The 17,432-nt window shown below is 43.3% G+C and carries 13 protein-coding genes; 6 read left to right on the top strand and 7 right to left on the bottom strand.

Annotation, left to right across the window (positions count from 1 at the left end; all coding sequences use genetic code 11):
• Nucleotides 1-135: 135 nt before the first annotated feature.
• Entirely contained in the window at nucleotides 136-822 is a 687-nt protein-coding gene (gene ispD, locus QUB77_RS05850; protein WP_333170571.1) for a 2-C-methyl-D-erythritol 4-phosphate cytidylyltransferase, read from the bottom strand.
• A gap of 172 nt (nucleotides 823-994) precedes the next feature.
• Between ispD and QUB77_RS05855 the strand changes: the two genes are divergently transcribed.
• Nucleotides 995-1,957, top strand: coding sequence for a glycosyltransferase family 9 protein (locus QUB77_RS05855; RefSeq protein WP_333170845.1), 963 nt, complete (start codon nucleotides 995-997; stop codon nucleotides 1,955-1,957).
• 104 nt (nucleotides 1,958-2,061) lie between these two features.
• Here the strand turns inward: QUB77_RS05855 and QUB77_RS05860 are convergent, their stop codons facing one another.
• On the bottom strand, nucleotides 2,062-2,424 hold the full coding sequence (locus tag QUB77_RS05860; protein WP_333170570.1) for a TRADD-N-associated membrane domain-containing protein: 363 nt from the start codon (nucleotides 2,422-2,424) through the stop codon (nucleotides 2,062-2,064).
• 266 nt (nucleotides 2,425-2,690) lie between these two features.
• Here QUB77_RS05860 and QUB77_RS05865 point away from each other — a divergent pair, with 266 nt between their 5' ends.
• The 5 genes from QUB77_RS05865 to QUB77_RS05885 all read left to right on the top strand — a co-directional run bounded on the left by QUB77_RS05865 (nucleotide 2,691) and on the right by QUB77_RS05885 (nucleotide 8,966).
• A complete protein-coding gene (locus QUB77_RS05865) occupies nucleotides 2,691-4,163 on the top strand; it encodes a hypothetical protein (RefSeq protein WP_333170569.1) in 1,473 nt (490 codons plus the stop codon).
• Nucleotides 4,164-4,222: 59 nt separating this feature from the next.
• Nucleotides 4,223-5,593: an NACHT domain-containing protein gene (locus tag QUB77_RS05870; protein ID WP_333170568.1), complete on the top strand. Its 1,371-nt coding sequence runs from the start codon at nucleotides 4,223-4,225 to the stop codon at nucleotides 5,591-5,593.
• 101 nt (nucleotides 5,594-5,694) lie between these two features.
• Nucleotides 5,695-6,963: a transposase gene (locus QUB77_RS05875; protein WP_333170567.1), complete on the top strand. Its 1,269-nt coding sequence runs from the start codon at nucleotides 5,695-5,697 to the stop codon at nucleotides 6,961-6,963.
• Nucleotides 6,964-6,996: 33 nt separating this feature from the next.
• Nucleotides 6,997-8,280, top strand: a complete 1,284-nt coding sequence (locus QUB77_RS05880; RefSeq protein ID WP_333170566.1) for an AAA family ATPase — start codon at nucleotides 6,997-6,999, stop codon at nucleotides 8,278-8,280.
• Between the two features lie 104 nt (nucleotides 8,281-8,384).
• Nucleotides 8,385-8,966: an HAD family hydrolase gene (locus tag QUB77_RS05885; RefSeq protein ID WP_333170565.1), complete on the top strand. Its 582-nt coding sequence runs from the start codon at nucleotides 8,385-8,387 to the stop codon at nucleotides 8,964-8,966.
• Between the two features lie 15 nt (nucleotides 8,967-8,981).
• Here the strand turns inward: QUB77_RS05885 and QUB77_RS05890 are convergent, their stop codons facing one another.
• The 5 genes from QUB77_RS05890 to ftsH2 all read right to left on the bottom strand — a co-directional run bounded on the left by QUB77_RS05890 (nucleotide 8,982) and on the right by ftsH2 (nucleotide 17,034).
• Nucleotides 8,982-10,211, bottom strand: coding sequence for an ATP-binding protein (locus QUB77_RS05890; RefSeq protein ID WP_333170564.1), 1,230 nt, complete (start codon nucleotides 10,209-10,211; stop codon nucleotides 8,982-8,984).
• A gap of 6 nt (nucleotides 10,212-10,217) precedes the next feature.
• Nucleotides 10,218-12,764: a PAS domain S-box protein gene (locus QUB77_RS05895; protein WP_333170563.1), complete on the bottom strand. Its 2,547-nt coding sequence runs from the start codon at nucleotides 12,762-12,764 to the stop codon at nucleotides 10,218-10,220.
• 110 nt (nucleotides 12,765-12,874) lie between these two features.
• The gene (locus QUB77_RS05900; protein ID WP_333170562.1) at nucleotides 12,875-14,164 is read right to left on the bottom strand and encodes an aminopeptidase P N-terminal domain-containing protein; all 1,290 of its coding nucleotides are present in this window, start codon (nucleotides 14,162-14,164) and stop codon (nucleotides 12,875-12,877) included.
• A gap of 309 nt (nucleotides 14,165-14,473) precedes the next feature.
• Nucleotides 14,474-14,851, bottom strand: a complete 378-nt coding sequence (locus tag QUB77_RS05905; protein WP_333170561.1) for a hypothetical protein — start codon at nucleotides 14,849-14,851, stop codon at nucleotides 14,474-14,476.
• 296 nt (nucleotides 14,852-15,147) lie between these two features.
• The gene (gene ftsH2, locus QUB77_RS05910; RefSeq protein ID WP_333170560.1) at nucleotides 15,148-17,034 is read right to left on the bottom strand and encodes an ATP-dependent zinc metalloprotease FtsH2; all 1,887 of its coding nucleotides are present in this window, start codon (nucleotides 17,032-17,034) and stop codon (nucleotides 15,148-15,150) included.
• Nucleotides 17,035-17,432: the final 398 nt, after the last annotated feature.

Below are 17,432 nucleotides of genomic sequence, written 5' to 3' on the forward strand. Positions count from 1 at the left end.
CTAAAAGGCGATGGTTATTAGATAGCCGACTTCTTGAAGAAGTCGGCTATCTGAGTATTCTGCTTTTTTAATGTGACTTAGTTAGCTTACCAATTCCCATTGATAATTACCAACTTTTCCTTACACAATTTAAAACTATTCACGGTATCTTTGCCGCAAAATAAATTCCGCTAGTGCTAAATCTACGGGTGTGGTGACTTTCAAATTCGTCTCTTCCCCCTCCACAATTCGGACTGGTAAACCGCATTTTTCAAACAAAGCCGCATCGTCTGTAACTTCCCAACCTTTTTGTCGCCCTTCTTCGTGACACTGCTTTAACAATTTCACTTCAAATCCTTGGGGAGTCTGGGCCGCCCACAAATTGCTTCTGTCTGGGGTGTCTCGCACAATCCGACGCTCATCTACGACCTTAATCGTATCCTTGACCGGGACGGCGACAATCAAGCCCCGACAGGTCAAGAGGGCCTGTGCAGATCGATCGAACAATTCAGCAGTTGCCAAACACCTCGCGCCGTCGTGAATCAACACTCGATCGGCATTGGGCGGCAACGCCTGCAAACCGTTGTAAACTGACTCTTGCCTGGTAGCGCCACCTTGAATCAGTTCCACGGGCTTGACCAAAGATAAATCGCTCAGAATTGCTTTAAAATCAGGAAAATCGTCTGGCTGGCCCATGATGCCAATCCAGCTAATGTGCTGCGAAGCTTCAGCAGCAGCCAAAGTCCAACTCAGCAAAGGTTTTTCCAGCAAAGTCAACAGCAGTTTGTTCCGCTGACTCCCCATCCGTCGCCCCGAACCCGCTGCAGGAATTAATAAGTGCATTTACTAACCGTTTTTAACCCAACTAGATATATATAATAAGAGCGTCCTGTACTTTTGAGTCAGTTGTTTAGCTGTCAGCCAGTAGCTTTTAAGGTCTAGAAATACTATAAGCTGATAGTTGAGAGCCGATCTCTGAGAGCTACCTCGATCAATAATAGCCCGATCGTTTATGATGCGAATACTAGCACTTGTCCCTGGCGGGATTGGCGACCAAATTTTATTTTTCCCCACTCTTGATGACCTCAAGCAGTCTTATCCCGACGCGCAAATTGATGTCATCGTGGAACCGAGGGCAAAGGGTGCTTACCGAGTCTGCAAATCCGTCAAAGAAGTCTTGACGTACAATTTTAAAGACCGCAACGCTATGGCAGATTTGGGCAATTTACTGGGCGTAATTCGCGATCGCGAATACGAAGCAGTTATTTCCCTAGGCCAGCGGTGGACTGTAGGGCTGCTGCTGTGGCTGACCGGCATTCCGCAGAGAGTTGGGTATTCGGGAACCAACGGCGCTCGATTTCTCACCGCTGCGATACCGCTGAAAACTGAACAGTACGCGGCTTCAATGTACCACGATTTGCTGCAAGGATTCAACATTAAAAATCCTTGTCCGCCACTGGCAATTAATGTACCTAAACAGGACATTCAGTGGGCGGAAGCCGAACAGCAGCGGTTGGGAATCAAAGAAAGCGGTTACATTCTAATTCACGGCGGTTCGAGTCAATTAGCTGTGTCTAAAGGTATTGACAAAATTTACCCTACAGACAACTGGAAGCAAATAATTGAAGATTGTCAGCAGCGGCAGCCGAATTTGCCCGTTGTTGTTGTGAAAGGCCCCGAAGATGCAGACTTCGTGAAAAAGTTAGTCGAGTCATGTCCAAATGTAAAAGTTATCTCGCCGGATGATGTCGGCAAGTTGGCTGCCACTATTGCTGCTGCTAATTTGATGATATGTACGGACAGTGCGCCGATGCACTTAGCTGTGGCGGTTCAAACTTATACAATAGCTTTGTTTGGCCCGACTGAACCGGCGAAATTGTTGCCAAAGAGCGATCGATTTTTGGGCATTAAATCTCCTACTGGCAAAATGGCGGACATCTCTCCTCAAGAGGTTTTAAAGAAGGTTTGGGGCGGCTAAAAACTAGGATATCTAAGTCAGGACACGGCGCTGTGCCGTGTCCCTACAATTTAGCTGGTTCCCAGGCAAAGCCTGGGAACCCATATCTAGAGGCTCTGCCTCGCTTATCGCGGCTTCACAGGAGGCATAGCCTGGGGACGAGGAATCATTTTCCGTAATTCCTCTTTCGCTCTTCGTTTTTCAACAAGCTCCATCATCTCCTGTAATTCCTTCTTCTTTTGGTTTGCAAACCGAGTGGCGGCAACAGTTGTTACTCCTCCCGCTGCAGTAGTGATAGCACCTTCCCGAACTTGATTAACATAAACAAGTCCCACACCTACGAAAGCAAGAATTGCCGATGTACCGATGACGGTAAGGGCGACATTGTAGCTTTGGCGAACTTGTCGCAGCCATTCTTCCAGTATTTCTTCTGCAATGTCGCTATAATCTTCATCAGGGTGCGATTTGCCGAATAACTTAAAATTCATTTTAGTGACCTCTCTGGCAGATAAGTAATTGTTTTGTGGATAATGAAATTCTGGCATGACTTGAATGGAGTTAAGTTGACTAGAGGTATAGACATTGGTATATTAAAAGTAGGTATATCCAAAGTATATTCAAGATCTAATTAAAGTATAAAAAATATTTTTTTTGGACTAACGTACACTCCAACATAACGCCAGATATTAATTATTAATTGACTTGTTTTTTTGCAGATGTTATAATTAAAGATTGAAATTGCAGGTTGACCTAGATGAAGTGGAAGGAATTTATTGAAGACCAAGCTGGGAGACATGGGTTATCTGGGGAACAAACAGAGACATTATTAGAAGCACTGCCCTTTTCTGATAAAGCACCAGCAACTCAGGAAGAGATTAGAGCCAAATTAAACATCGGAATACCTGCTGTAAAAGGGCGGATGAAAGATATTTACAAAATATTTGAAATGAGTTTCCCTCTACTTATTGACAAAAAAAGTGCAGGCAAGTTGAAGTTTTTGCATACTGAATTAAAAAAGAAGTATTATCAACCACCACAACCAGTAACTGAGGAGCAACCTTCTAACTTATTTCCCTACCCAGAACAATTTAGATCGTTAATAGAAGAACAAAATAGGACATTTTGCGGTCGTCGATTTGTTTTTGAAGCTTTTGAGAAATTTATCAGCACCAATGCCAAAGGTTATTTTATATTAGAAGGGTATGCAGGAATTGGTAAAACCTCTCTCGCTGCCAAGTATATTTATGACAATCTAGGGGTAATTTGTTACTTTTTTTTAGAGGGAAATGAAAATAAACCAGAGCAATTTTTAAGTTGTATTCGCCAACAACTTATTAACCGTTATAATTTGGATAATTCAGAAGAAGATAACTTACCTTCTTTGCTATCTAAAGTTAAAAACAACCCGAAATTTAGTAAACCCTTAGTAATTGTTGTTGACAATCTTGATGAAGTTAATCAATACACAGCAGGAGGAAAAAATATTTTATATTTACCTAAAAATCTGCCAGATGGAGTTTATTTTTTTCTAACAAGACAACCTTCTAATCTTAGGACCGATACCGATTATTATAATCTTAATAAAGATTGTTTGAGTACGGGCTCAGGTACTGAAGTATATAAATTTAATTTAAATTCTCAAGATTATATGGAATTCAACTATAAAGATGTGACTCAATATATATCATATGTTAACGAGCAAGACAATCAATTAAATAGGAAAATTAACTGTTGGATCAACAGCCACAATCTCACCAGAGAAGCAATTATTGATATGATAGCTAAAAAAAGTGAAAATAATTTTAGATGTCTCAATTATTTAATAAAAGCTATTGTTAATGAATTTTATGAGCAACCAATTTTTAATAAGTTATCGCCCGATCTGAGCAGCTACTATCAAACTCATTGGCTGGACATGGGAATGCAGAATCATAAAGATGAATCAAGAAGGCAAATTCTATTGTATATATTGGTTTATAAGGGTGGGTGTCAGATTCCTATCGATCAACTTCATGTAATTGCCGGTGAAGAGGAATCTTATATTGAAGATGTTTTGAAGGATTGGCTTAAGTATTTGAAACACAAAACAATATCTGATAAACACTACTATACTATCTGTAATGCCAACTTTATTGAATACATACAATCTCAACATATTATGAAATCAAACCGAGCTATCTTTAAAATAGTAAACCACAAGATAAATGAGTATTTAAATTTAATTTAAATTAAATTAAACTACTTGATTAAATTTGAAAAAACACCAACCCTACCGAAAAGAATACTATGCGTCAACCCGATAAAGTTCAATCGAGTGCAACTGGAAAAATTAAGCTTAGAGAATCATACAAGAAAGCTGGATTAACTATCGAAACACTAGCGACGAAAGCTAATGTTTCCTCGGACGCAATTAAGCGTTTACTCGGTACAAAAAACAGTCCCAAGGGCGTAGCAAGAGGGTTAGTGACCAATATATCTAAAGTATTAGGTATACAACCCACAGATATTGTCGCCCCCCAAGATTGGTACGGTTACAATCCGCTGCCGCTAGAATTTGAATCACTGATAGCAGAAAAAATTCGGACATTTTGCGGTCGCCAATTTGTTTTTGATCATTTTCAGCAATTTATCAGCGCAAATCCTTGCGGTTATTTTACGATCGTCGGTGCTGCGGGAATGGGCAAAAGTTCGATCGTTGCCAAATACGTCTCCGAACATCAATCTCCCTGCTATTTCAATATTCTGGTAGAAGGACGCAACAGACCGGAATCGTTTTTGAAGAGCATTCGCGAGCAATTAATTGACCGCTATGAATTGCCAAATTCAGAAGAGGCTGATTTACCGACTTTACTGGCAAAGGTGGCGGGAAAACTCACTGCTGGCGAACGTTTGGTAATTGCAGTTGATGCACTGGATGAAGTCGAACAAGAACCGGGACAAAATCTTTTACATTTGCCAAAAACTCTGCCAAATAACGTTTATTTCCTACTAACGAGGCGACCTTATAACCTCGGTAATGAGCGGCTGTCTGTATCTCCGAAAGTTCCGGTAAAAGAGTTATATTTGAGCCAGTATGGCAATTTTAATCAGGATGTTATTAAAGAGTATATCCAGTTTGCGATCGATGCCGATTCTGACTATAAAGATGGATTGAAAAAGTGGATTCATGAGCGCAGCATTGCAAATGATTTTTTTGTCGAAGAACTGGCCAACAAAAGCGAAAACAATTTTATGTATTTGCGGTATGTTTTACCTGCGATTGCTAATGGCGATTACAATGACTTGAGTTTAAAGCAATTGCCTGACGGGCTGCAAGAGTATTATCAAAATCATTGGGTGCGGATGGGCATGGAAGCTAAGCCTGCGCAATTGATGGAGATTATATTGTATATTTTGCTGGAGATTGGAACACCGATTCCCTGCGAGATGATTGCGGGAATAGCCGAGGTGGATAAATGCGATGTAACACAGGTTTTAGAAAATGAGTTGGTTGAGTATTTGAAAAAGCAGAATGTAGACGGAGAAATCTGCTACAGCATTTATCATTCTAGCTTCCTTGAGTTTCTTAAAAACAAAAGAATGATGGATTCAAAGCGGAAGATATTTAAGGAAGTTCATCAACGAATCACTGAATATTTATATAATATGATGCCCTGAGATGGGAAAAATTACTGAGAAGCGTGCGGGCTAAAAATATGATTGTAATTTTGAATTAAAATAGCTATACTATGATAGTATAAACCAACTAGAAAAACATAATGTATGGATGTCAACAAAATTTAATCAACCCAGATAAAGACTTGGTGGCAGTTCTAGAATTTTTATGTAGCGAAGCCTCTAAATTGATCAATTGTGGGGTTTATTACTCCCGCCAACTATTTTTCAAAACAGGGAAAGTGCCTAATCGCGCCAAATTGCATAAAGTCTTAGGTACGGAAAATCAGAACATCCATTACAAAGCTTTCTATTCCGATACCGCACAACAGATCCTAACTAGCGTAGCAGAATCTTTTCAATCCTATTTAGGATTATTAAGTGGGATCAAAGAAGGGAGTGTAACACAACGCCCTAAGCTTCCTGGATATCGTCAAGGCGGACTTGCTCTTGTAACATTTACAGGTAGGTCGGTAAGGCTCAAAGATGGAATGCTGCGGTTTCCACTAGGTAATAAAGTTAAAGCCTGGTTTGGCATGGATTCCTTCTACCTTCCAATGCCGTTAAACCTAGAACATTCTTCTATTAGGGAGTACAGAATATTACCGAGAAATGGATGTTTCTATTTAGAGCTAGTTTATCAAAAACAAGCTATCCAAACTGATGTAAATCCCGAATCGGCATTAATGATTGACCACGGGATGGACAATTGGATAACTTGCGTTAGTAACGTGGGAACTTCATTTATTGTAGATGGAAGGCATCTCAAATCTATAAACCAAGGCTACAACAAGCGAGTTGCAGCGTTGATGTCGGGGAAAGATAATGGATTCTGGTCTAAAAGATTGGAACGATTGACCGAAAAAAGGAATCGAACGATACGAGATGCTATTAACAAAGCTGCTCGTAAAGTAATCGACCATTGCCTAACTAACAAAATTGGTACAATTGTATTCGGCTGGAACAAAGGGCAAAAAGATTCTATCAAGTTAGGTAAAAATACCAATCAAAAGTTTGTACAGATTCCGACAAGTCGATTGAAAGATAGAATCGCTCAATTGTGCGAACAGTACGGAATTAAGTTTGTAGAAACTGAAGAATCGTACACATCCAAAGCCTCGTTTGTCGATCTTGATGAACTGCCTAAATTCGGCGCAAAACCTGAAGGGTGGAAATCAAGCGGTGCGAGAATCAAACGTGGATTATATCGCACAGCAAAAGGATGGTTGATTAATGCAGATTGTAATGGATGTGCAAATATTGGCCGAAAAGTAGCAACAATACTTGGACTCGATTTAAGTGGAGTTGGTAGAGGTGACTTGTCAGCACCTGTAAGACTTAAATTATGGTCTTATAAATCTTTTCGCCTTTAGGCATGGAGAGTTGTCAATGCTGATGGCAAACGTGTGATTCTTGGTTCAAACAATACTATCAAAGTCTGGGATTTGTCGAGTGGAAAGGTTATTGCCAGTTTCACGGCTGAAAGCCCGATCGCATCTTGCGCGATCGCCCCCGATGGAGTCACAATTGTGGCAGGCGACGAATCCGGCCGCGTACATTTCCTGCAGCTAGAAGGGCTGAAATCACTTCCCATCTATACCGTTGCTGACCCAAAGGAATTTCAGCAACTCCTGCGAGAAAAAACCGAGAATTTTGTCGGGCGCAAGTTTGTTTTTTCTGCGATATCCGACTTTCTGCACTCCCACAGCCGCGGTTATTTCACAATTGTCGGCACTCCCGGCTGCGGCAAAAGTTCCATCCTCGCCCAATATGTCAGGGCCCATCCTCGCAGTATCTATTACAACGCTGCAGTTGAGGGCAAAAATCGAGCTGAAGATTTTCTCGCTTCTGTCTGCACTCAACTGATTGACAAATACCTTGCCGCCAATGGGGAAACATCCGAAATCCTCAAGCTCAAATCTCAACTTCAAAATCTCGAATCCGATGATGGGAGTTGGTTTCTGTCTTTGTTGCTTCAGCAAATTAGCGATAAATTAAACGATCGCCAACGGTTGATAATTGTCATTGATTCTGTAGACGCGATCGCCCGCACGAGTCAGCCTCCCAGTACCAATCTGTTTTATCTGCCGAGATATTTGGGCGATCGTACTTATTTTATCCTCGCCCGCCGCCCGTTTTTGAGAGAAAAATCTGGTTTGTTAATTGAAACGCCCTCTCAAACTCTCGATTTAAGAGATTATCCCGCCCAAAATCGCGAAGATGCCCTTAACTACATTCAGCAATACCTATCAACCGCACCCGATTTAACTCAACCGGAATTCGGCCAACAACTCGCCACTGTCAGCGAAAACAATTTCATGTATCTGACTCAGATGTTACCTGCCATTAACGAGAATTCACACCCCGATGCTAATCTGGGGGAGTCCTCACTTGTCTGTGAACTTCCTCCCGGTTTAGCAGCGTATTATCAAAACCACTGGCTGCGGATGAGAGGTGATGGCTTATCGGCGATCGAGTTGTCTGTGGTGAATATTTTGGTACAATCAACAGCAAGTTTATCTGTAAGTGCGATCGCCAATATAATTGATGAGGATGAATACGATGTTGAAAAAGCGTTAGATGATTGGATCGAATTCTTAAATAAGCAGGAAATCGGAGGAGAAATTTGCTATAGTTTCTATCATGCTAGTTTCCGCGAATGGCTGGAAAAACAATCTCTTTTAGAATGACGAGTTTACCTAGACTTGCATTTCTTCTCTTCAATCCGCGCAGGCGGACTTTGTTTGTGTAGACGCGATTTCAATCGCCGAGTTATATCAAATATAGTACAACAATGAAACGAGCAGTATTTCTTGACAGAGATGGCGTTCTCAATATCGAAGCCGGCTACATTCACAAAGTAGAAGATTTGCATTTAATCCCCGGAGTAGCACAAGCTGTACGCCGTTTAAATGACAAACAAATATTTTGCTGTTTGGTTTCCAATCAATCCGGCCCGGCGAGGGATTATTATCCAGTTAGCCACGTAGAAGCTTTGCACAAACGCCTTTGTCAGCTATTAGAAAATGAAGCAGGAGCCAAGTTAGATGCTCTTTATTACTGTCCTTATTTAAGCGCAGCCGAAGGCGGAACCAACCCAGAATTTACGCGGTATACAACGTGGCGAAAACCGAATACAGGGATGTTGGTAGCGGCCGCTTGGGAACAGGATTTAGACTTGCGAAATAGTTTTATGGTCGGGGATAAAGCGACTGATGTTGATATGGCTCACAATGCCGGCTGTACTGGTATTTTGGTGCAGACTGGTTACGGAGAAAGTGTGTTGAGTGGGGAGTATCAGCACCATACTAAACCGGATTTTATTGCAGCAAATTTAGCCGCAGCGGTGGAGTGGATTTTGCAACACTTTGATTAGTGTTTGTAGTGGTGTTTAAGTTGTTTCTCGTTGAGTCCTACAGGAAAGTGCTACGTAAGGAAGCGCGACTGTGAAGGTTGTACCGACGCCCATTTTGCTTTCGCAGGCGATCGCCCCTCCTTGCAATTCCACAGCTTTTTTAACAATTGTTAATCCCAAACCATTACCTTTAATCTTTCCAGTATTCTTGCAGCGGTAAAACATTTCAAATATTTTCCCTACTTCAGTTTCTGGGATACCGATACCTTCGTCTCGGATACGCAGAATTAGTAAGGGAGAGTTAATATTTGTAAATAGGGAATTACCAAACAAACACTGAGGAGACAAGCAGAAAATAGCTTCTTTGTCTCCCTCCCCTGCTTGACGGTATTCCAATTCCAAGGTGACTTGCCCGCCGTTTGGGGAATATTTGATGGCGTTGACGATTAAGTTAGAAAGGATGCCGTGCAGCAATTGTTGATCTAACATCGCGCTGGTAACATCTGACGGGATTAATGTTAGTTTGTGCTTGGCTTCATTTCCTAACTGCAATTGAGCGAGCAAGTCTTGACAAAATTCGACTAAATTTATCGGTAATGGATTGCATTTGAGTTGGCCTGATTCTGCTCTGCCCATGAACAGCATATCGTCGATTAGCTGGTTCATCTTTTGGGTAGCTGAGTGCACCAGCCGCAGGGTTCTAACTTGGGCTTCGTCACTGCTGCGAGTTCGATCGAGATCCAGAAGTTCCGCAGAAATTAAAATCGCGTTGAGCGGGTTGCGCAATTCGTGAGCGGCCATTGAAATATACTGGTTTTGGCGGTGCGATTTTTCTTCCACCGACTCTCTGACTGCTTCCGCAGCTTTGAGAGATTCTCGCATCTTGGTTTCGATTTCGTGTCTGTGCAGGGCAATCTCGATCGCCACCCGCAAATCATTTTGTTGAAATGGTTTGATAATATAACCGAATGGATCTGTAAGTTTCGCTCTTTGCAGCGTTTGATCGTCGGCATAAGCTGTTAAAAATACTGTCGGCACATTCCTATTAGTTCGGATTTTTTCTGCCGCTGTTACTCCGTCCATGTCACCTTTAAGCACAATATCCATCAACACCAAATCTGGCGGGTTTTCTATAGCTTTTTGAATTGCTTCTGCTCCTGAAGAAACTGTAGCTGTTACTGCATATCCGAGTTTTTTTAATCGACCTGCTATGTCTTGGGCTACAATAACTTCGTCTTCTACAACCAAAATTTTTATAGGGTTCATTTTTCCTTAAATGCGCTGCCGATAATTTAACTGTTTAAAAACTAGAGTGTAGCAGATCCCACACTTACTGTCAATTGCAATAGTTGCCTCTAATTGATAAGCCAACATTCTCACTAATCGTAATCCTAATGTTTCAGTATTTTCTACGTCAAAATCAGCCGGAAAACCGCTACCGTTATCTTGAATAATTAATTTAAATTGCTGTGAATTTATTTCACAAAAGCTAACAGTAATCAAACCTGTTAAACTTTTAATGAAAGCATATTTTAAGGAATTAGAAACCAACTCGTTAATAATTAAACCGCAAGGAATTGCTGTTTCTATGTTTAAATAAATGGGGTCAACGTTGAGATTGAATTGGATGGCTGTGTTACCACAACCAAAAGATTGATATAAATTAGCAACCAAGTTCTCGACGTAGGGGGGAAGGTCGATGCAATCGAGATGTTCGGATTGATAAAGTTGCTCGTGAATCAAAGCCATTGAATGGATGCGGGTCTGGCTTTCTTCAAATAAAGTTAGCGTTGCTTCGTCTTCAATGTATTGAGCTTGAAGTTGCAGCAAGCTGGAAATTACCTGCATATTATTTTTGACTCGGTGGTGAATTTCTTTGAGCAATACTTCTTTTTCGCGGAGTGCTGCTTGGATGCGGGCTTCGGTCAATTTGCGATCGCTGATATCTTCGCAAATACCGGCGATGCGGTAAATTTTGCCCGATTCGTCGTAAATGGGAAAAGCTCGATCGCACACCCAGCGAATTATGCCGTCTGGCAGAAAAATCCGATATTCGATATTGGTGGACTCGCCCTGCAACACTCGCCCCATTGCCTCTTCCAAGAAATGTTTATCTTCTGGATGCACCCACTCCATCATTTTTAAGGGCTCAGCATACAATTCTTCGCGACTCCGCCCCCAGATTTGCTCGTAAGCTGGACTCAGATACAATAAATCGGTGAATTCCGCAGACATTAGCCAGAAGGAATCTTGGATATGTTCTGCTAACTGGCGGAAGCGTTCTTCACTTTCGCGGATGGTTTTCTCTGACTGTTTGCGTGCGGTAATATCTACTGCAATGCCCACGATGCGGTAAACTTTATCAGATGGATTTCTAATCGGAAAAGCCCGATCGCGAATCCAGCGGATTTGACCGTCCGGCCTGACAATTCGATATTCTATCTCGTCTTCAGACTCAATTTGTTTAGTTACATTAGCAATAACCCGCTCGCGATCTTCTGGATGGAGGGAATCTGCAAAAAAGTGCCCGTAAGCATACAAATCAGCGCAGCTTCTGCCCCAAATTTTTTCGTAAGCCGGACTGATATAAATAATTTCATGGGGTTGAACGTTGACCATCCAAAACACGCTTTCAATGTTTTCGGCTAGCTGTCGGAACCTTTCTTCGCTTTCTTTCAGCGCTGCTTCGGTTTTTTTGCGATCGCTAATATCGCGCTGCACGCCAAAGTACCCCACGATTCTGCTTTGAGAATCGTAAATGCAAATATAGTCGCCTTCCACCCAAATTAAAGTCCCATCAAACTTGCGATTGTCATTTTCGACGTGAATTCTGCCAGCATCAAAAAATTCCCTGATTATCTCTCTACCGCCAGTCAAGTTGTGCGATAAAAAAGAGTAAAGCGTCCTGCCAATAAACTCTTCTCTACTACCTTCGTATTGAGCTATCAAAGCATCGTTTGCCTTCGTTACTCGTCCTTTAGCAAATACGTAATCCAAGACTTTTTCTTTGTCAACTGTATCGTCCCAGTGCACTGGTTCCTCCAGCATCATAAAGAAAAAACCCTCTAAAGATTGAGAGAAAAAGAATTCTAGCTGTTCCTGGCTTTCCCGCAGAGCTTCTTCGGCCCGCCCGCGAGAGAGAATTTCTTCCTGCAATTGATTGTTGGCTGTTTTCAAGTCTTCAGTGCGCTTTTGATATTTAATTTCTAGCTGATTTTTGATTTCTTCTAGCGCTATTTCTGCCTGTTTTTTTTCGGTAATATCTTGAGTAACGACCATTCCTGCAAAAATTTCTTCCCGGTCGTTTTTGACGGGCGCAATTGTTGTTGAATAAACGCGGCCGCCGTATTTATATTCAAAATTATTCTCTTTGCCTGCCAAAGCAGCGCGATATGTAATCTCAAAAAGGGGCAAATCTTCAGGTGGCGATACTTCCCACAATGTTTTGCCTTCCAACAGTTCTTTAGACAAACCAACTACTGCCAAACCTTGGCCGTCAACCAGAGTATAGCGCAAATCGCAATCGAACAAAAACACCGAACCATTCGGATAATGTTTGATGAGAGTTCGGTACATTTCCTGGCTTTTTTCCAGAGATGCGATTAACCGAAGGCGATCGTCCTCGGTGATATCAAATTCAGTTACGGAACCCGAAAAGCCAGCATTCTCGACTGCTTTGAGTTGTGCTTCTAATTTCTGGCACAATTCTCTCTGCTGCTGCAAATCCTCTTCTAGTTGCAGAATTTTTACTTTTTGCTCTGCTACTAATGCTTCGCAGGTTTCCAGAGGTCGATCGCCCTTTGTAGGATCAATACACATAATGCTCTATGTTTTGCAGTTGCGGGCTTGAGCTTTTTCAAGCCCATACTAACAAAGCTCAAGCCTTAACTGGATTAGCAAAAGTTTTTCTTAACTTCTGCCTTCTTCCTTCATTTAGGAACTCCCGCCGTCAAGACTTCATGGCCCTCAAGTGTCACCAAAACATCATCTTCAATTCTCACGCCAATACCGCGCCATTTTTCAGGAACCTCCGGCTGTCCTTCAACTGGTTTAATATAAGGAGAAATATAAATCCCCGGTTCCACAGTCAGCACTTGTCCTGCCTGCAAAACTTGCGGATTTTCACCGTACTGATAAACGCCGACATCGTGCACATCCAGTCCCAGCCAATGACCAGTGCGGTGCATATAAAATGGCTTGTATTTCTCTTCTTTAATTATCTCTTCAATGTCGCCCACCAAAAGTTTTAAATCCATTAAGCCTTCCACCAAAACGCGCACTGCTGTTTCATGAATTTTGCTGTAAGGATTTCCCGGATATACTTGACTAATTGCCTGCAATTGTGCTTGCAAAACTAAGTCATAAATTATCTGTTGTTCAGTTGTAAATTTGCCGCTAACAGGAAAGGTGCGAGTAATATCAGCGTTGTAATAGCCACAAGCACAACCGGCATCTATTAGCAACAAATCGTTTTCCTGCATTTGGCGGTTGTTTTCGATGTAGTGGAGGACGCAGGAATTGTAACCGGATGCAACAATTGAAGGGTAAGCGGGAGTGCAGCCATTCATGCCAAAAATATGTTCGATTTCTGCTTGAATTTCATATTCGTATCTGCCAGGTTGGGCGAATTCTTGGGCGCGGTTGTGCGCTGCAACTGAAATATTAGCCGCTTTTCGCATTAATGCTAATTCTGTTTCGCTTTTCACCAGCCGCATCGGGTGTAAAATAATGTTGGAATCTTCGATTGCTGTCGGGCCTGTGCCGCGTTTCGGGTAGGTTGCCATCAAGCGCTGCCAGTGATTGAGAACTGTTTGGTCGAAACTACGATCGCGCCCGAAGTGATAGTATATTCGATCGGCTTTTTCTAAATATTTCGGCAGTTTTTCGGCAAGTTCCTTAATCGGGAAAGCTTCATCCGCGCCGTACAATTCCTTAGCCCCTTCTACTCCGGCGCGATAACCGTGCCAAGTTTCTTTTTCCAAGTCTTTTGGCTGCACAAACAACACAAATTTGTGTTCTTCGTGGTGCGGCGCGAGCACTGCTACCGCCGCAGCTTCATTGAAACCGGTTAAGTAGAAAAAATCGCTATCTTGCCGATAGGCGTATTCTACATCGTTGTGCATGACGGCTGCGGGGGCGCTGCGAAATATCGCCGTCCCACTGCCAATTTTTGCCATTAACTGTTCGCGTCTTTGCCGGTATTCGGTGGGGTTTGTCATTCGATTTTAGATTTTAGATTTTAGATTTTAGATTGAGTTTAATATTAACACTCGGCGGTTTCAAGTGCTGCTTGTCAGACTTGCACCCGCAAGCCTAGGGTTGAAGATATAGGTGATGTGTCTTTTTTCTTGGTCTACTTACTTATTTATTCTCTTGTTCTGCGATCGCCAATTTACCAGACAGAATTGGTTTAAAGCCCCAAGCCTGATCGGGAGAAATTAAAAGAAGACTATTCATTACTCTAATCTTCTTCCTTCGAGGTAGAGGTCGCTATCAACTGTCAACTGTCAACTATCAACTATCAACTGTCAACTGTCAACTGTCAACTGACAAGTATAGTCAACCAGCCGAGACAAAGACGACTTGCGATCGACTAAAATCCATCTCGGATCAAAATTCGACCAATTTTCGCCATCTTCGCTAACTCTGACAGTTCTAAACTGTCGCTGCTGGCAGTTAACTTCCATTTGCGCCAACAATTTCTCGTTACTAAACTGTTGAGTTCCTAAAATAGTTCTGACTGGATAAGAAGGAGCACCGGGAATATCCGATTTACTTAATTCAACGCTGCTGGGGTCGATGCAAATATCTACAAAACATCTTAATTTCTCGGCGCTGGCGCTCAAAGTAGTGACGGAAATTAATGTTGAAATTACTATCAAACAAATCGATGAACTCTTAATCATATAGCTGCAGGAAGAAGTTTCTTTTGACAAGCGAATTTCAAAGGTGGTACCCGCCACGTCATTTATCCGTGGAATCAATCCAAAATCTAAAATCTAAAATCCTCAAGCCCCCGCATTTATCCGTGGACTCAATCCAAAATCTAAAATCTAAAATCTAAAATCGAATGACTCGGCGGTTGAAACCGCTGCTACACAGACAAAACCCGCCTGCGCGGGTTGAATTTCTTCAGTCCGCGCAGGCGGACTTTGTTTGTATAGCAGCGAATTCTATTCGCCCTCAATATTCACTCTTCTTTTTAAAGCTGAGGAACGTATTGTTCTTTTTCAGGAACAAAAGTGTATTCAGAGACGATTAGGCGCAACTCTTCGCCGTCGATGGTTTCTTTTTCGATCAACAAATCGACTAAGCGATCGATCACGGTGCGATTTTCGCGAATAATTCGGCGGGCATCGTCGTAGCAGTGATCGACAATTGCTCGAACTTGTCCGTCAATCCGAGAGGCTATTTCTTCGGAATATTCCGATCGCGCTGTGTAGTCGCGGCCGAGGAAAATTTCGCTTTGCTGGGCTTCCAGGGCGATCGGGCCCAAGGTAGACATCCCATAGCGAGTCACCATTTGCCGCGCCATGCCGCTTACTTGCTGCAAGTCGTTGCCGGCACCGGTGGTTACTTCGGCATCGCCGAAAACTACTTCTTCGGCTGCGCGGCCACCTAAAGCACCGCTAATTCGGGCTAAAATTTGCGATCGAGAAATCAAACCTTGGTCTTCGCTGGGCATGAACCAAGTCAAGCCGCGGGCCTGTCCGCGAGGAACTAAGGTAACTTTTTGAACTGGATCGTGGGCTTGAATGATTGTACCGACGATCGCGTGGCCGATTTCGTGGTAAGCAATCAAGCGCTTGCTCTTGCTGTCTACCAAAGGAGTGCCTTCCATACCTGCTACCACGCGATCGACTGCATCGTCAATTTCGAGCATCGTAATCGCTTCTTTTCGGCGGCGGGCGGTTAAAATAGCGGCTTCGTTGAGCAAGTTAGCCAAATCAGCGCCGGTAAAGCCAGGAGTACGGCGGGCGATGGCGTCCAAAGAAATCTCTGCAGACAGCTTCTTGTTGCGCGCGTGAACTTCCAAAATTTCCAAGCGACCTTTAATATCCGGCGTATCTACGGTAACTTGGCGGTCAAAACGTCCCGGACGCAGCAACGCTGAGTCGAGCACGTCGGGGCGGTTCGTGGCAGCAATGATGATAATGCCAGTATTGCCCTCAAAACCGTCCATTTCCGTCAGCAACTGGTTCAGGGTTTGTTCCCGTTCGTCGTTACCGCCGCCGATACCTGCGCCGCGCTGGCGGCCGACTGCATCGATTTCATCGATAAAGATGATGCAAGGAGCATTTTCTTTAGCTTTCTTGAACAAGTCCCGAACGCGGGAAGCGCCGACACCGACGAACATTTCGACAAATTCCGAACCGGAGATGCTGAAGAAAGGTACGCCGGCTTCGCCTGCGATGGCTTTTGCCAGCAGGGTTTTACCGGTTCCGGGAGGGCCCACTAGCAGCACGCCTTTGGGAATCTTCGCCCCGACTGCGGTGAAGCGTTCGGGTTTTTTGAGGAATGTCACCACTTCTTGAAGTTCTTCTTTGGCTTCCTCAACGCCTGCTACGTCGTCGAACAGTACGCCTGTTTTAGCTTCCATTTGAAAGCGAGCTTTGGATTTGCCAAAATTCATGGCTTGGCCCGGGCCGCCGGGAACGTTGCCACCGCGGCGGAAGAGGAAAAACAGGCCTCCTACTAATAAGAGGGGAAACACTAGATTGCCTAAAAGTCCCCAGACAGCGCCGTCGTTGCGTAGTGGGTGAGTGTCGAAGCTGATTTTGGAGTCTCTGAGCCTAGAAACCAGTTCCGGGGCATTTGAGGGCAAGTCTACCCGCCACCGCTGCTCGTGATTGTCCAGTTCGGGATCGACTGCTAGGACAATAGCCGTCCGACCTCCGTCGTAAAGGTCAACGCTGGTCACTCGACCGGCGTTTAAGTAATCTAAGAATCTACCGTAGCTCAGGCGGGTGCTGGCGGTGTTCTTGCTCATTTCTGCGGGGGATGGGGCAAAGGCCCCCTGCCACAAGAAAAAGCCGATGACTAAGGCGGGTAAAGTCCAAAGTAGTATAGTTCGCCAAGAAATTTTCATAAATGCGGATGCCTTGAATTGGGGACAGATCGGGTAAGATCGCGGTGTCGGAGAAGTGCGACAAAAGTTTACACTCAGAATCTTAACTAAATTTAACTTAACAATGCACTCTCAGGCAACAGGCCGTATTGCCGCGATCGATCGAGAATACTCCTCGACCGAAACCATCCAGGGTACAAGCCCCCGGACCGCGGCCCCTGTTGTCGCCTCTAAAATCTAAAGTCTAAAATCTAAAATCTAAAATCTAAAATCTAAAATCTAAAATCTATTAAGGGCGATCGTCCCGAATATAATGTTTGGTGCTGATTTCGATACCGATCTAGGTAGAGTTAGAAGAATCGCCGCTTTCACCCACTGTCTTTAAGCGTGGCAGTGTCAAGGGATAAGGCATGATAATG

It is taken from the genome of Microcoleus sp. AT9b-C3, from assembly GCF_036705485.1.
Lineage (GTDB): Bacteria > Cyanobacteriota > Cyanobacteriia > Cyanobacteriales > Microcoleaceae > Microcoleus.

What these genes read in the sequence shown, in the direction of transcription:
- ispD (WP_333170571.1), bottom strand. Translation starts at nt 822, where the DNA reads ATGCACTTATTAATTCCTGCAGCGGGTTCGGGGCGACGGATGGGGAGT.
- QUB77_RS05855 (WP_333170845.1), top strand. Translation starts at nt 995, where the DNA reads ATGCGAATACTAGCACTTGTCCCTGGCGGGATTGGCGACCAAATTTTA.
- QUB77_RS05860 (WP_333170570.1), bottom strand. Translation starts at nt 2,424, where the DNA reads ATGAATTTTAAGTTATTCGGCAAATCGCACCCTGATGAAGATTATAGC.
- QUB77_RS05865 (WP_333170569.1), top strand. Translation starts at nt 2,691, where the DNA reads ATGAAGTGGAAGGAATTTATTGAAGACCAAGCTGGGAGACATGGGTTA.
- QUB77_RS05870 (WP_333170568.1), top strand. Translation starts at nt 4,223, where the DNA reads ATGCGTCAACCCGATAAAGTTCAATCGAGTGCAACTGGAAAAATTAAG.
- QUB77_RS05875 (WP_333170567.1), top strand. Translation starts at nt 5,695, where the DNA reads ATGTATGGATGTCAACAAAATTTAATCAACCCAGATAAAGACTTGGTG.
- QUB77_RS05885 (WP_333170565.1), top strand. Translation starts at nt 8,385, where the DNA reads ATGAAACGAGCAGTATTTCTTGACAGAGATGGCGTTCTCAATATCGAA.
- QUB77_RS05890 (WP_333170564.1), bottom strand. Translation starts at nt 10,211, where the DNA reads ATGAACCCTATAAAAATTTTGGTTGTAGAAGACGAAGTTATTGTAGCC.
- QUB77_RS05895 (WP_333170563.1), bottom strand. Translation starts at nt 12,764, where the DNA reads ATGTGTATTGATCCTACAAAGGGCGATCGACCTCTGGAAACCTGCGAA.
- QUB77_RS05900 (WP_333170562.1), bottom strand. Translation starts at nt 14,164, where the DNA reads ATGACAAACCCCACCGAATACCGGCAAAGACGCGAACAGTTAATGGCA.
- QUB77_RS05905 (WP_333170561.1), bottom strand. Translation starts at nt 14,851, where the DNA reads ATGATTAAGAGTTCATCGATTTGTTTGATAGTAATTTCAACATTAATT.
- ftsH2 (WP_333170560.1), bottom strand. Translation starts at nt 17,034, where the DNA reads ATGAAAATTTCTTGGCGAACTATACTACTTTGGACTTTACCCGCCTTA.